Here is a 16,123-nt window from a genome sequence, read left to right on the forward strand (position 1 = left end):
CCTTCCAAAGAAGGAGTGTGTCGAGCTACGCCCTTACAAAATCACCTCGCGCCCTTGCCCAAATCCCTTTGAGAACCGTTTTATAAAGGACAATTTCTTTCTTGCAACCGCCCTACTCAATATTTAGAATATTGTAGATTGGTGCCTATGGTGATATAATGTACAATTGTAATGCAACTTCGCTAAAATCTAACTCTAATCTAATTCTAGCATTTTCAAATTAACAAGCATCATTAATAAAAGGAATCGGAAAATGGTCAGACTTATGGTTCCTTTTCAGATTTAACCCGATTTGATGTGGGTTATTTATCGCATATTTAGAATTACGGAAGGAAAGCAATTTGATGAGTGGTAAAGAAAACTTTGGGGCAACTCCCTTTATCAGGGTACGGGGAAAATCAAGAATTATTTTGCTCGCTTTTGCGCTTTTAGTCGTAGCTCTTTTGGTACTATTACAGAGTCCTAAAAAGACATTATTTGCCGCATCCTGTGCAGTACCGTCGGGTAGTTACGCTACTATAAGCAGCGCTCTGACTGCTGGGGCTGGCACTTGCGACACTATTAATGTGGCAGCAGGCACCTACAGTGAAGTCCTTACCATTACCTACCCGGTTATTTTGCAGGGAGCTGGCGCTGCAACTACCACAATCAAAGACCCTGCTACCGTCAGTCCATTTGCCGCTGTTTTAATCAGCATTAATGCCAGTAACGTGACAATCGACGGCTTTACCATAAGTGGCGCTGGTGCATTTACTACAGACAATGCCGTTTTTACGACGAAAACTTCCACTAACCTGAATATTCAGCATAATATTGTCCAGAATTTCTTCCATGGTATCGTATTGACAGGACCGGATGATGCAACTGAGTCTGGCGGTAATGTCATAAGCAATAACACGATAAGCGGTATTTATGGGCAGGGTCGAGCGATTGAAATGTATAATAATTTCTACGCTACGGTTCAAACCAATATCATTACTGATTCTTATATCGGAATTTCCTCTGAATATGCTACCGCCGGAACCGGCACTACCCCAATGTTGATTACCGGAAACACCATAACCTCAAGAGATACTGGCATATATTTTCGTGAATTATTAAACACCCCTGTACCTTACACTATTAGCAATAATAATATGCATACCGCCGCCATAACGGATGCGACTACCCAGAAGCAGAGGGGTATGCTTTTTGTCCATATAGATGGAAATACAAGCCTGAGTGTAAGCAACAATAATGTAGATGGAGCTTTAATTGGGGCTTATATCTGCGGTGTGAGTGGTTCAGCAGGTTTGACCATTACAGGCGGTACTTTAGATAACAATGAAACCGGAGTAGTGCTTGAGAATAATAGTGTGGGTAGTCAAAATTCTACTCTTTGTAGAGTTCAAGACACTCGCAACCCCCCCAACGTCTTTACCTTTGGAGGATTAGTAACCCTCAGCGGTGTTACAATTCTGAATTCTAGAGACAATGGCATCTGGATTCGTGATACCGATAATACCCTAACTGCTGCTAACTTTATCAAGTTAGTATTGACTAATGCAACAGCAATTACCAATTTTGGTCTTGATTGTGTAAGGATTGAAAACCCCAATGCCGTGTTCGTCCCTAATAACGCTGCTTTTAGCGGACAGAGCGGAAGCCAATTATATATGGAATTAGTCCTTAACCCCAATGATATTGATGCAACCGCTACTACATTTGAGGGCGCACTGGGTAATTCCCTTTCTGGGACGCAATTACAATACGTTAAGGACCACAATCATTACAAGTATCAAGACAATACCTTAGGAAATATCTTTATCAACCAAACCGGTATGATTGTAACGCCTAAAAATTTCCTTATTGAAACATTAACCACTGATTTGCAGAGCAAAGCTGTCAATTTTTCTGTCGCAAACACCGCGCTATCTCCCGGAACACTTAATTGGTCTCTGGGTACCTTTATTTATAGCGGCGAATTAAGCAACTGGTTATCCTGCGCTGCAACAAGCGGAAGTATAATTCCGGGAAATTCAGTTGATGTTAGTTGCACGCTCGTTGTAATTGGTCGTCCGGGTATATATCAGGTAACTATTCCGGTAGATTCTGAACCTACCACTCCTCCTATATTGAACGCCAATCAATTTGTCACTATAACACTTATTGTCAGGTATCCCGAAGCAGGGGATTTGGTTGCCCAATTAAGAGTCACTCCTGATCGTGAAGTTTCCAATGTACTGGGTAGCACAGTCACCTACAATATGCTGGTTAAAAACATCAGTAATTCGGGAACTGCGCGGCATATTAATGTTAGAGTTCCGATTGATCCTACCTTGGAAACAGGATATGCAACCTTTAACAATCCAAACGCTTGGGTAAAAGCGATTGTTCTTGATGTTCCTGCGCCCTATGTTCTGATTGGATTACCAGACCTCGGACCCGGCGCAACTGTAGGAGGTACACTGGTATTTCGTGTAAAGCAAGCTGATATTACAATAGGTAGCAGTATCTTTGCTCGATTTACCCTTGACTGGAACAACGGAATACAGCCCGTTAATACAATCAGCAACGGCGCACGTGTTTTCTTTTCTGCTAATGGCGACAGGAATGAAACTGATGGCAATGTGTTGCTATTTTCACCTCCTACCAGCCAAGTTAAAAGCGGTGACAGCCTAGATATTTCATCCGATTTCTACGCTCCGTCAGAAGTAGTTGATTTGTGGTACACCGACAAAAACGGGCAAAGTGTATCGCTTGGTTCTCAATCGGCTAATCGAGATGGAACCCTAGTTATCCACTTCTCTACCAAACCTCTGACGGCTGACGAATCCTATGTAGTGGCGGGATACGGAAGACGCAGCGGTATAACGGGTAGAATCGTTCTTTATATGTTGCCATAACTGCTAAAAAAACCGTAGTAAAAATTGCATTCTATAATAGAGCCGGCTCTTAGTAGCTGGCTCTATTGTAATAGCAGGTTTAACCCTCTTAATATCTGAGCAAAATAATTGAAGTTCGGTAATAAATCATTCGAAAATAGATTCGTTATTCTCCTCAAAACGTTATTTGTCAAGGAATTTTTCGTAATAGCTTTATTTGCTTTATTCCTCCTAACTGATTTATTACATAACACTAGGCTAAAATCAAATCCACTATTAAATGTCTTTCCTACTATTTTTCTTTTCATAATAATAGCAGGGATACTAACTGCTAAATCTGGAAAACCTGATTCACAGCAACCTAATAAAAAGCTTCTTTTGTTTTTATTCATGTGCCATTTTTTTGCAGTTATAGGCGTTTTTTCCATTCAGGGATTGCTGTTCAACAACATTGGCTATCAATTCTTTTGGTTTGAGCCGGGGATTTTAGGGCTATGCTTTTTTATCTTCTTATTAATGCTTAAGCTAGGGCTTGACCGGAATCGGTATAGCTATGAGGTGTCTCTATTCTTCTTCCGGTTGCCTTTCTTTATAATTTTATTCCTTTTGCTATTGACCTTGATATTAGTATTGCAAACTATTTTTTATCCTTTGCTACCGGGTCGTGCCGATATGCTACCGCTGGTACAGAATGCGGCAGATTCTTTCATTAAGGGCTTGCCACCCTACCAAATGTATCGCTTGCCAACTGTAATAGACCATGTATCACCTGTCGGTTATCTGCCTGTTACTTGGTTACTATATGTTCCGTCAGTTTTAGTACATATTGACCCGCGTTGGATGCAGTTGCCGGCGACGCTGGCGCTTTCAACTTTAACTTATGAACTTGTTAAAAGGAAGCTTAATATTTGGTGGAGTCTTATACTGCTTGCCATTACCCTAAATTTATATAACATCTGGCGGCACGACTTATATTTATTGCCCTACACTGCTCTGTTAGCTACCGCTTTATTCTGCTTTGGTAATAAACGTTGGACTATGGCCACTATTCTTTTCGCCCTATGTATTTGCGCCCGCCAGACCTGCCTTCCTATTATTCCTTTCTATTTTCTTATTCTCTGGCGCGAGAAAGGGCTGAAGCAAGCCTTACTGAATTTTTTGATTTTTGGGGTTGTTGGGGCTGGCGTAATTGTTCCATTTTTATTATGGCAAGGCGAGACTTTTGTTTATAGCATTGTGGGCGGTACCCTTAGATGGGATACTGTTGATGCCAAGCTTGATAGCTCAGTTTTCAGCGCCGCCTCCCAACGAGCAGCGGAAGGGCTTGAAATGCCCGGCAGGTTCGGTGGGTTTAGCCTTGTTCCCGTCATATCTCTTATAATCCCAATGCACTCCAACGCTTATTTCTTCTGGCTGCTCGCTTGGTTTATGCTAAGTTTAGTAGCGCTATTAGCCGGACTGCTAGAACAAAAACCTGTGAAAGCAATGGGCTTAATGCTCTTACAGATGCTGCTCTTTGTTATCTTTTTGGCAGGAGATGAAGTTCATTATGCGAGTGAAATAGGCATAATCAGTCTATTCTATGTGGCTTACACTTACAAGCAAAGCTTAGAAATATCAGGGCAATTCAGAGAATACAAAAACAATCAAAAGCTTTGATTCGCCAAAATGGATTCTAACAAAGCGCATAATTTTGACAATAATTACTTTATCATCATATGAAACATCCGCCAGTTTGTCCAAAAGGGTTGGGGGTGTTCAAGGGCGGTAACGAGCCATTTTCGGCTGGTGGCTATGTACTTGTGGCATTTGGAGCAAGCGGCGCATTATAGGAATCATCTGCGCCACCTGCCCCGTACCTATTATTACTGAGCGAAAGCCTTCCGTAGCTCGGCTGCAACATCGGCATGGGCTTTACGCGCCAAATCAATTTTGGCAGCCATACCCCAGAAACCGTGCATTACACCTTCATAGGTCAGCACTTTTGCGGGAATACCTTCTACTTTTAGTTTCTCGGCGTATTTGACCCCTTCATCGTAAAGCGGGTCGTATTGCGCCAACACTATTAGTCCCGGAGGCATATCCTCAAAATCGGCAGCCGTTAAAGGCGCGGCATACGCATTCTGCGAGTCTTCGGTACGTCCTAGATAACTATCCCAGTAAATTTTCATTGCCTCGGCGGTAAGAAAATAGCCTGTACCATGCTCTTTGTATGAATTTGTGCCGGGATAATAAAAATCTACCACCGGATAAATCAGCACTTGGTAAAAAATCGGAGGAAGATTTCCGCGGTCACGCGCTGCTACACAGGCAGAGGCTGCCAAGTTTCCGCCCGAGCTATCGCCACCTACCGCAATCCTGTCCGGGTCTATTCCCAGACTGGCAGCATTATCATAAACCCATTTGGTAGCATTATAGCTTTGCTCCATCGCTACCGGGAAAGGATATTCTGGCGACAAGCTATATTCCACCGAAATGACCTTGCAGTCTGCCAAATTAGCCAAAGTTCGGCAAGGGGCTTCGTGAGTCTCGATACTGCCAAAACGCCAGCCTCCACCATGGAAATAAACCAGCGCGGGCATTTTGGGTTTGTTGGAGGGGGTATATATCCGTATCTTTACATTACCGCTATGAGTTGTAATGGTACGATCCTCGGTTTTGTAAATCGGTTCAGGGGGTCCTGCCAACTCAACAAAGGTTCTAAGCGCGTATTTGCGACCTTCTTCGGGGGTCATAAGATAGCGCGGTGTTACGCCTGAAGCGAGTAACTCGTCCATCAAGGCTTTAGATTGTGGCTCCAACGGCATTCTTCTGTCTCCTCTTTTTTTAGCGACCGCTTAAAACGCGGATGCGATCGGCGGAACGATTTGCCCAAAAATCATTGGTATTAGGTGCATTTTGCATAACGTAATTATAAGCGTTGATTGCCTCTTGGCGTTTATTCAGTTTCTCATAAAATTCGCCAAGATGATATGCCGCTTCAACAAATTTCGGATTAAGTTGTAAGGCTATATTATATTCTTTTATTGCTTCGTCGTTTTGTTCTGCTGCTGCTAGACCCATCGCATATTTATTATGTCCTGCAACATTCTGGGGGGCGCGTATTGTTGGTTCTTTCCAAGCAGACAATGCTTTTTCACTCTCGCCCATTGCCGAGAAAATATCACCTAGCACGTGATACGGATTGACTTCATTCGGTACAATTCTTATTACTTCTATCAGTTGTTGCGCTGCTTCCTGTAAATCACCTCTTTTGAAATAGTAAACGCCTAAATCATAGTGGGACTGATAATCCAGCGGGTTGCGTTTTACCGCATCTAGCAGCCTACCGAGTTTTGGGTCGGTGGTAATGGTCTGACCCGGATTAGCGGCAGCGGCGGCGGGGTCAACTATGCCAGAACGCCCGCGTGGCGTTACTTTCAGCACTGTAACTCCGGGGTTCTGGTACGCTACTTCCAACAAACTCATGCTCACCATCTTGTCGAATTTGTTAAGCCCTGCATCACTTACCAGTGGGTCGTAACAAGTCGGGGTGGTTGAACGGATTGTCTCACCCAATTCGCCCGGATAACAGGAGCGAAATACATCCGACTCGCGTTCGATAATACCAAGATGAATATAGGTGATGTGGTAATAATTTATTAAGCTAAGCGCTGATTCAATATCTGCCGTATCGTATATATCATGAATGTCGCCAGAACCGCCGCCGTTGCCGCTACGTTTCCAGACTTGCAAATCGTAATGCTGTTGGGATTCATGGTGGTCGTATCCTAGCACAATTGGCAAGCCCGTATTTATAGCAATCCAACTGCCATTTCCCCGATAGGGCCAAATGCTTGCCTGTAGCACTACCGGCGTACCCTGTATTTTATCGTAGAATTCGTGCAGGGATTGTGCCTCATATAACATATCAAAAGATTTGCCAAGAGGCATATTGGGCATACCCATCACTTGGCGCAAAGTATCAAAATAAGCGCGTCCGTCCAGAGTAGTAGCAGGCAATGGGTTTTCCATACGTTCGGCAATGCGAGTCGGCGTTACTAGAATTGCATACAATGAACTGGCAATAGCCAGCATCGTGGCTGCGCCTATCCACAGGAAGCGTACTGCAAGGCGCAACTTGCCAACACGGCGTTCCACATCCGACCAGCGGGGCGCAATCCAGTTCGTCCATAATACATATGTAGCGAAAGCCGAAGCCAACGCTAACATTGTCCAAGCTTGATAATAAAACTTGAAAATTGAGTTGGCGCGTTCCCGATAACTGGTGGCAAAATCATCCGCCAGATAAACTACTTCCAATCCGGCAATTATACAAAACGCTGCTAGAATCATCAGCTTTGCGAAAAGGTTGGCAGGATTGCGAGCATGCGCCGACTGTTCGGGGTCGGGGTCATAAGCTCGCCCGAAAATCAGGAATAAGAATGCCAATGCCAGAAAGCCCATAGTAGCAAAGCTCGCCCAGCGAGGTCCGGTGTGGGTTATGCCGGGTCCTGCTTTCTGGCAGAAAACGGACTCGAATTTACATTCCATTGTGACAGGAAAAAACCATGCGATAACCATGACCACGCCCACTAATCCCAACGCAATTATCCATGGGACGCTATAACGGTTATAACTGCTTGGGTTGGTTTCGGGCTGTCTTTCGGGGGAACTACTTTCGCCCATTTCTGTTTCAAGGCTACTTCCAGTGCCTACTATTGCAAAAGCTAGTTCGGCTCGCGCCGGTTTTAGCGTTGCTGGCTGTGCTACAAAAGGGTCGTCCAGTTCTTCTTCCAATTTATAACTGGCTTTACTGTCTTTAGTGGGTGCAGTTTTCCAACCTTTTCTCCAACTTAACCAACGCCAATAACTCCATACCGCGTAGGAAATAACGAAAAAGAGAGGCATTAACCAGAAGAAGATTATTTGCCCGAAATCGGAATAGAGGCTGGTTAGTTTAACTTCGCTGTACAACGCCTGATATTTGTTAAAGAAGTTGCTATACATCAGGAAGGCGGAATATACAATTAAGCCAGTGGTTACTCCCGCTGCTGCCAGTTCTACCAGCAGATTCAGAGGACGGAATCTTGGGGTTTGCTCATCCGCTTCATTCTCGCTTACTGTCGGTTTGTAAGGTCGCCGGAAGAAAGCAAAGACCAGCGACATGAAGATAACCATAATATAGGTTGGCAAATCCCAAATATTGGTAGCGCCAATCAAGCCGATTACTACCGCAAACAGTAAGGGTATTAGCAGGGTGCCGTCCAGCGCATACCAGAGGCGTTTTATAAGCCTTATAGGCGGAGAATAGCCAGTATCATCATAACCCGTCCAATTCGCCGAAATAAGGTTCAACGCCAATGCCAACAACAAAAGGGTAAAGGGTAGCGCAATCAGGTGTGCGTGTAGGTCGGCATACAGGAAGCTGAAATATGGGAACTCGTTGATGGTATCGGGAATAACTCGCGTGCTACGGAAATAATCATAAGCGCGTAATTGCTCTGCCCGTACCGGGTAGATATTAAGGGCATTGATTAGTTCGGCGAAGGCGCGATTATGCTGTAAAAGCTGTACCAATCCATCAATATTTGCCGCGATTGCCAACGCAAATGCCCCAAATATACCTGTCCACATCGGACCCGCTTTGCTTAAATCATCCGGTGAAATTTCATGCGGATGAATTTCAAGCTTTCCACGTAATTTTGAAGCATTTGCCCAGTTATTGCCCAGATACCTCGCTCTCCGCGCTCGCCATTGTTGGTAAATACGCGCAAGATTAAAGGAAATGGAAAAACCGCCCGATAATACAAAAGCATATAACAAGGGGATTGCCAGATTAAAGGCGATGGAGGTTTGAACTCCGGTGAGTTTAACCCATGTGGAAACTACATATTGCCCGTAGTAGTAATAATTCAGATAACCATCGCTAAACCACGGGTCGTAGGGTGGCAGATACGCGCTGCGAACAATTGCGTTGAGTTGCGCGAATTCCATCGGTTTCTCACCGCCAAAGTAGGGATGCCACAGGTCAGGATTACCCAGCCTTATCAGTACAAATGCCACGAACCCAAGTAGGAAGACCCCTTCCTCTATTATTATCAGGGCGCGATTGTGTTTCCAGAAGTATGCTAAATCGCTACGATAACGCCACCATAGCCATCCACTGACTACTCCTGACACCGCCAGACACATGTAAACGGTGGAAATGGTGTATTGATACAAGCGCGTTGCCACTACCAAAAAAATAATTAACGCTACCAACGCTGCCCCGATAGGTTTTGCCAGAATGTAACCTTTGTCGGGCAATCGGCGGAAAGAGCGCAACGCCAAAGGCAACCCGATTAAACCTAAAACTTGAGCCATTACGAACCAGCTAATTACCGCTAACCATTGCTGCTCGTTGACAAGCTGATTCCAGCCGTTATCATTGACTTCAGGCTGGCGATCTACCGGCTTGTCCAGCAACAAGCTCTTGCCATTATCCACTCGCTGAGCATCACCCGTACTTTGTAAAACGCCATCGTTTTGTCGCGCCGGAATAACAGGGAGGTCATCTTTGCCGGGGTAACGTTTGGGAACCCATGGCGCATTAATCGAAGGGGCGAAAAGATTGCGATACTCTACTTCAGTTAGCTGAACCTTTTTCTTGAAAATATATACTTTTGGATGGTCATAGACCGAAAAGCTCTCATCGGCGGTATCATCGTTAATTTGCCAGCCGACCAACGGAACAGTTGGATAATTTGAAACCTCTTTTGCCAGTTGAAAGCCCAAATCCCCGTTGAAAAGCATTTCGTAAAGCTGCGTGGTAACGGGATAACGCCATGGCAGTTTTGGGATGGTGGCATACAGGCGGTTGCTGGATAGGATTATATAATCGGTGTTGCTTAATTTGTCTGCCCAGTATTGCGCTATCTCATCGTTGGGGCGGTCTTCGTAACTATTCCAATCGGTATATTGGTATTGCTCCCGGTATTTTGCCTGATTGGGCAATGAGACCGGCAACGACTCGTCCCACGCTTCACCGCTTAACCTCGCCCCCTCTGGTATATTCTGATAAATCCATTCGCTGGCAGTTATCCGGCTATGCTCTTGCCCGTAAATCTGTGAGAAGCTAATAGCCCATACCAAGCCCCAACCTATTATAAATACACCAAGCCCAACCACCAAAAATTTCCGCAGCTTGTAGAGCGTAGCCGTGTTGCTATTCTGCGCCAATAGATATAGGGAAACCAGCAGACGCGCTGCCAATACCAGCGCAACGGGTGTAATCGGTAGCAAATAACGGTTGAATTTGGCTTCACCTGTAAAGGTAACAAGCATATAGGGTACAAGCCAGCAATAAAGCAGGATTTCCGCTTTGAGCCTGAACCATACCGCATGATATAGCCCGTAAGCCAACGCCGCTGCCGCCAACACTCCTAGCGGGATACTCAAGCCCCATTGCACCCAATTTCCGAACTGATATAGGAAGGGTATAGTGCCGACATATTGGCGAGTATAGGGATAGTCTGAAATGCCACGCGCCATCCCGTTTTCTGCCACTACCCGGTCAAACCAAGTGGTGAAATCGAGGAAGGCGTAGGGCATAGCGATAAACCAAACCACCAGAGTAACTAAGCCGCTCAGTATCAGGTTTACCAGTGTTCTGAGAATAAGGCGCGGACCTAAGCCAATGCTACCAAAACGTTCTTCTCCGGGTTGACCGCTTAACTTTGGTTTTCCGGCAAATTCGCCGCTGTGTTGCGCTTTTCCGTAAAGCCCGTAGAGCAATGCCGCTACTACCAACGCTAAGCCTAACGGTAACGCACTAACCTTGCATGCTAGAGCCAGCCCGAAAGCCGCCCCCATCCTTATTGCGCTCCAGCGTGAACCGCTACGCATATGACCGATAGCTACGAAAACAGTCAGCGTTACAAAAAATGTTAGGGCTACATCGAAGGTCAGGTAATGAGCAAGCTGGATGTCCAACACCGATACCGCTAGAAAAGCGGACGCGCTCAAGCCGATTGCTGTTCCCGCTTTGCGTCCCAAGCTAGGAGAAAAAGCGCGTCTGCCTAAGAAAAAAGCCAGCAACACCGTTCCCAAGCTGAACAAAACAGATAGAAACCGCCCTACCAAATACAGGTTGGCATAATTGTTCCATTGTGAACCAAAAACAGAAGCGGCTATCCAGCTTGAAAACTTGATGAGGTACATCGGGAGCGAACCATAGGCGAAAAAGCGCGGGTTTAATGGGCTAAAAGCGGCGTTCCAGAAATTAATTGCTTTGTCGGGAACGGGTTGGTCGGGCACTACTACATTAGCGGGCAACGTGTATTGTTTGCCTTGTATTTTGGCTGCGGTATAAAGCTTTGTTTCTTGCTCGGTAGCGGGGCGTAGGTTTGCTGCATCATTGGGTATAAAAAACTGCAACCCACCGGGAGGGAAACTCACCGAAGCGCGGGTCTGCCCCAAATTATCATAACCGCCGTTGGTTTGAACTGTCATCAGGTTCATAACGCCCTGACCGTTCGATTGCCAAATTATTGCCCGTTCATCGGGATGGAAATACTGTCCCTGATCCCAATCTAGACTTTGAAAGCGGAAACTGCCCGCCACCAATAAGATTATAAGCAGGAGACCCCAGACCAATATTTCGCTGCGCTTGTTTTGCCAGAAGTTATTCATTTACTATAGGTGTCGGATTAATGTTTGAACTAGCAGTGATGAGCATGCCATTACATATATGGAGAACAACATGCCAAACGTTAATGTTTCAGCACATTCTATACTACAAAGCCGCGCTCGGCAATTCAGCCTAAACAAAGCTCGGCTTTGCCCATTTTTGCAAATCGGAAAATGCTCGAATTGTTCAGGGAGAGCGAAACTATTTTGCATTTCAGGTTGGCGGGACATATTGCCTATTTGTGTTAGTTACGGTCGTATTATGGGCAAAGTAAAGGGTTGTGAAACATGTTAAAATTAATGGAAGAGGGTAGCAAAAAGAGTTTATAACCTAACATTAAATAAAGACAGTTTGTAACTTTTACTCAAATGCCCCATTATTCAAAAACAAACTTTATTTTGAAAAAGAGAGGTGTGAGATTTAATGTCGCTCTTCCACAACACCGAAATTTCACCGCTAATCGGTATTCCATGCGGTCGTATGCTACAACCGAACGGCACATATCGGCATGCTATCAGTAACACTTATATCGAGGCTGTGATAGCCTCCGGCGGTTCACCCGTTCTAATCCCTGCCAGCGCAGATACCAAAGCGATTTATGCAATTTATCGAAAGCTCGATGGCTTGCTACTATCAGGCGGAGATGATATAAATCCGGTTCGTTATGGCGAAGAATTAAATGGAACCGAGGCAATGGACGATTTGCGTGATGAGACGGAACTTTGGATTACCCAACGCGCAGTTGAAGATGGTTTGCCGATACTTGGTATTTGCCGAGGGCAGCAGGTTTTGAATGTTGCTATGGGCGGTACGCTTTATCAGGATATATCCTCTCAAATTCCCGGCGAACCGCTAGACCATCGATTGAGTTTTAATAAACAACAACGCGATTACATTGCCCATCCGGTTGTATTAGAGCAGGGCTGCCGTCTTGCCAAATTGTGTGGAACTACCCATTTGGAAGTAAATACTCTACATCACCAAGCGGTTAAAACTCCCGGTAAAGGGCTGCGAGTGGTCGGTTTTGCGCGGGATGGTGTGGCGGAAGCATTGGAAAGCGAAAATGAAGCGCACTGGATATTTTCAGTTCAATCACACCCGGAAGAACTCTGGGAAAAACATGCGTGGGCTTCGGTACTGCTAGGTGAATTTGTAGCCGTTGCCCGACAACGTGCAGGGAGTTTAACAGGTTTTTAGCTATGGCGGAAGCGCATGACCCAATAGGAATACTGGATTCAGGCGTAGGCGGTCTTTCTGTACTACGAGAAATCCGAAAGCTTCTACCCTACGAGGATTTCCTCTATTATGCCGATAGCGCCAATTGCCCCTATGGAATTCGCTCCCCAGAAGAGATTCGCAAATTAACACAAAGGGTAGCAACTATTCTGCTAGAAAGAGGCGCAAAAGCGTTGGTAATTGCCTGTAACACTGCCAGTACCCATTCTGTAGCGTACTTGCGGCAACTTTGGTTGCAAATACCGATTGTGGGGATGGTTCCGGCTGTAAAGCCTGCCGCAGGTTATACACGCAATGGTGTTGTCGGTGTGCTTGCCACCGAAGCAACCAGTCGCGCCCCGGCTTTACAGGATGTGATTGAACGCTTTGCCGGAGATAAAAAGGTGTTGATAAGCGCCCCTCCCGGTTTGGTTGAGCTAGTAGAGTCTGGTAATACGGAGTCAGCCGAGACATGCGCCATTCTTAAAACCCATCTCGACCCTCTTGTAGCACAAGGCGTTGATGCTTTGGTACTTGGCTGCACTCATTTTCCATTTTTGCGTCCCCTGATTGAGTCGATATATGGTGATAAACTTCTGGTAATAGACAGCGGCGAGGCAGTAGCCCGCCAAACTTGCCGGATACTAGAAAATAATGGTTTGCTCAATTTGAAAGCCACCTCCGGCACGCTTACTATTTTTACCAGTGGAAACTCTCAGCAAGTAGGTGTAATTACACAGAAGTTATTGAAGATGGATTCTGTACCTGCGGTCAAATTTATCATCAAATCTTAAGTTTCAAAACTTGACCATTTAGCGCTAAAATTTTTATAATAAAGATACTAAGATTTGTGCAAAAGTTTGGAATTGATATAGGATTATTGCTCATTAGCAGGAATTTGGAGAAGTCGTGACAGAAACAATGGAAAAGATTAAGTCTTCTGAATCTACCACAAAACGTCCCAGCATATCGGTATTTTTCCCGGCTTATAATGATGGTGGCACTATTGCCAGTATGGCTCTGTCAGCGATGCTGACTTGCCGTCGGCTGACAGATGATTATGAAGTCATTGTGATTAATGACGGTAGCAAGGATTATACCCCTGAGATTCTGGATGAATTGGGTAGGGTTTATCCTGAGCATGTGCGTATTGTTCATCATAAGAAAAACCGAGGATACGGCGGCGCTCTAAAGAGCGGTTTTGCTTCTGCCACCAAAGACCTTGTTTTTTATACCGATGGCGATGCCCAGTATGACCCTCACGAACTGGAATTATTGCTTGAAAAGATGACACCGGGCGTTGATATTGTCAACGGCTTCAAGATTTCTCGTAGCGACCCCTTGCATCGGCTTATTATCGGACGGATTTATCACTTGACGGTCAAGTTTCTTTTTGGACTGAAGATTAGCGATACCGATTGCGATTTCCGCCTGATACGGCGCAGTTGTTTTGAAGATATAGAACTGACCAGCAATAGCGGTACAATTGCGCTCGAATTAGTTAAAAAGCTACAAGATGCCGGATTTAACTTTGTCGAAGTGCCGGTTCACCATTTCCACCGTGCCTACGGTAAAAGCCAATTTTTCAATTTCCCTCGCCTGTGGCGAACCGCAGTTAATCTCCTAACGCTGTGGTGGCAACTAGAAATTAGACGTGAGCATAAAAAATACCAACAACAGCGTATAAAAGAACGCGCATTGTCGGGAAAATAAATATTTACAGCCGGTATTATGAACAACCGGCTGTTTTGTTATTTCTTAATCCCCTAATTAATCTTGTGAATAGGAGTAACCTGCTGGGTTAGCCTTGCCTATTATTGGGCATATTGCCGTATAATGATTTATGCCAATAATTTATTGTATATTCATTTATAGAAAACTAATTGATGGAATCAAAACATACAAATAAAAACCAAATAAAAATAGGTGGAAAATCGCCAATCTGGTTAGCGCAAAGTACCTCTGGTGAAATCAATCTTGGCAATTATATAAACAATACCGCAATCTTACTCATTTTCTACCTAGCAGATTGGAGTAACGTTTGCAGCGATGAATTGCCCTTATTGGAAGAAATGATTAAGCTCAGCGGGAATATAAAACTTAAAACATTTGGTATAAGTAAGGATAGCGTAGCCTCACATACCGCTTTTGCACATCAGGTTGGACTGGAACAAATCGTTTTAATCAGTGACCCTGACAATAATTTGGCGGCTACCTACGGTATGTTAACTGCCGATAATCAATATCAAAGAGCTACAGTATTAATTAATTTGGAAGGCTATGTACAGTGGATGAGCATAGAGCCTGAAATTAATCATGCACGCTCAATGGATGAGTTTGAGTATGCCTTAAATTTGGTGCGAGAATGGAGCGGCTATACCGAAGGTATTGAGAAGTGGCGTGCCGAAAGGCGTAAAGCCATGCAAATTCCGCGAGATAAGCCCCTTTCTACACCTACCAAATTGCAAGTGCGGTTTTGGGGTACGCGAGGTTCAATACCGGTTTCAGGAATAGATTACCAGCGTTACGGCGGTAATACCAGTTGTATCAGTGTAACAAGCGATACAGGGCATTTGTATATTTTTGATTGTGGCTCTGGCGCGAGAGAACTTGGAAATTATTTAATTTCGGATGATTGGTTGGAGGTAACAGGAAGCTCACAGCTTGCTGGTTATATTTTTCTGAGCCACACTCATTGGGATCACATTCAAGGCTTTCCTTTCTTTAGCCCGGTCTTTAAACCGGGAAATCGCTTTAATATGCTTGGCTGGAGCAGTTGTTCACAAACTCTAAGGAGCATATTGGCACGCCAAATGGAGCAAATCTATTTTCCAGTTAGCCTACATTCTCTACCATCAGAGCTTAACTTTTTTTCCATGCAAAATGGGGCTTATTTTTTGGATGGCGCGAAAGTGACGGGAACATTGCTAAAGCATCCTATCCCAAGCGCCGCTTATCGCCTTGAACTCAATAGTCGGAGTATTGTTTTCGCCACCGATCATGAACCACTAAGTTTTTCTCAACCAAATCCAAACGAACTATTGGGCAACGATGTTATTGATGTCAATTTGCTAGAACTCGCCCACAACGCCGATATATTAGTCCATGATGCCCAGTACACTTCTGCACAGTTAGAGCATAAAGTTGGATGGGGTCATAGTTCGCCCGAAGTTGCAGTTGATACCGCAGCAAGAGCAGGTGTCAAAACATTGGTTTTATACCATCATGACCCCTCTAGTGACGATGATACTATTGACTTATTACTAGAGTTAGCTAATCATCGAAGGCAAATGATAGGGTTTAATGAGCTTAAGATTGTGGCTGCCAGAGATGGCATGACGTTGGAGTTATAGGGGCAATATTACTCTAGCCTTTCTAAGGCGTTTCAGTATTT

Annotated in this window: 9 protein-coding genes; 6 read left to right on the top strand and 3 right to left on the bottom strand. The window is 44.7% G+C overall.

The window, feature by feature from the left end:
- Positions 1-344: 344 nt before the first annotated feature.
- Positions 345-2,885 carry a DUF1565 domain-containing protein gene (locus tag WCK19_RS01725; RefSeq protein WP_342395622.1) on the top strand — a complete coding sequence of 847 codons (2,541 nt, stop codon included), beginning with the start codon at positions 345-347 and terminating at the stop codon, positions 2,883-2,885.
- 62 nt (positions 2,886-2,947) lie between these two features.
- On the opposite strand, the gene WCK19_RS01730 is transcribed toward WCK19_RS01725, so the two are convergent.
- The gene (locus WCK19_RS01730) at positions 2,948-3,292 is read right to left on the bottom strand and encodes a hypothetical protein (RefSeq protein ID WP_342395623.1); all 345 of its coding nucleotides are present in this window, start codon (positions 3,290-3,292) and stop codon (positions 2,948-2,950) included.
- A 202-nt stretch (positions 3,293-3,494) separates the two neighbouring features.
- Between WCK19_RS01730 and WCK19_RS01735 the strand changes: the two genes are divergently transcribed.
- Positions 3,495-4,523: a hypothetical protein gene (locus WCK19_RS01735; protein ID WP_342395624.1), complete on the top strand. Its 1,029-nt coding sequence runs from the start codon at positions 3,495-3,497 to the stop codon at positions 4,521-4,523.
- A gap of 206 nt (positions 4,524-4,729) precedes the next feature.
- Here the strand turns inward: WCK19_RS01735 and WCK19_RS01740 are convergent, their stop codons facing one another.
- Positions 4,730-5,671, bottom strand: coding sequence for an alpha/beta hydrolase (locus WCK19_RS01740; RefSeq protein ID WP_342395625.1), 942 nt, complete (start codon positions 5,669-5,671; stop codon positions 4,730-4,732).
- A 19-nt stretch (positions 5,672-5,690) separates the two neighbouring features.
- Positions 5,691-11,516 carry a DUF2298 domain-containing protein gene (locus tag WCK19_RS01745; protein ID WP_342395626.1) on the bottom strand — a complete coding sequence of 1,942 codons (5,826 nt, stop codon included), beginning with the start codon at positions 11,514-11,516 and terminating at the stop codon, positions 5,691-5,693.
- A 421-nt stretch (positions 11,517-11,937) separates the two neighbouring features.
- Between WCK19_RS01745 and WCK19_RS01750 the strand changes: the two genes are divergently transcribed.
- The 4 genes from WCK19_RS01750 (at position 11,938) to WCK19_RS01765 (ending at position 16,082) form a co-directional block, all read left to right on the top strand.
- On the top strand, positions 11,938-12,711 hold the full coding sequence (locus WCK19_RS01750; protein WP_342395627.1) for a gamma-glutamyl-gamma-aminobutyrate hydrolase family protein: 774 nt from the start codon (positions 11,938-11,940) through the stop codon (positions 12,709-12,711).
- A 2-nt stretch (positions 12,712-12,713) separates the two neighbouring features.
- Complete coding sequence (gene murI, locus WCK19_RS01755; RefSeq protein ID WP_342395628.1) at positions 12,714-13,523, top strand: glutamate racemase; 810 nt, start codon at positions 12,714-12,716, stop codon at positions 13,521-13,523.
- Between the two features lie 115 nt (positions 13,524-13,638).
- Entirely contained in the window at positions 13,639-14,442 is an 804-nt protein-coding gene (locus tag WCK19_RS01760; RefSeq protein WP_342395629.1) for a glycosyltransferase family 2 protein, read from the top strand.
- A gap of 173 nt (positions 14,443-14,615) precedes the next feature.
- Positions 14,616-16,082: a redoxin domain-containing protein gene (locus WCK19_RS01765; RefSeq protein WP_342395630.1), complete on the top strand. Its 1,467-nt coding sequence runs from the start codon at positions 14,616-14,618 to the stop codon at positions 16,080-16,082.
- Positions 16,083-16,123: the final 41 nt, after the last annotated feature.

It is taken from the genome of Candidatus Chlorohelix sp. (genome assembly GCF_037138995.1).
Lineage (GTDB): Bacteria > Chloroflexota > Chloroflexia > Chloroheliales > Chloroheliaceae > Chlorohelix.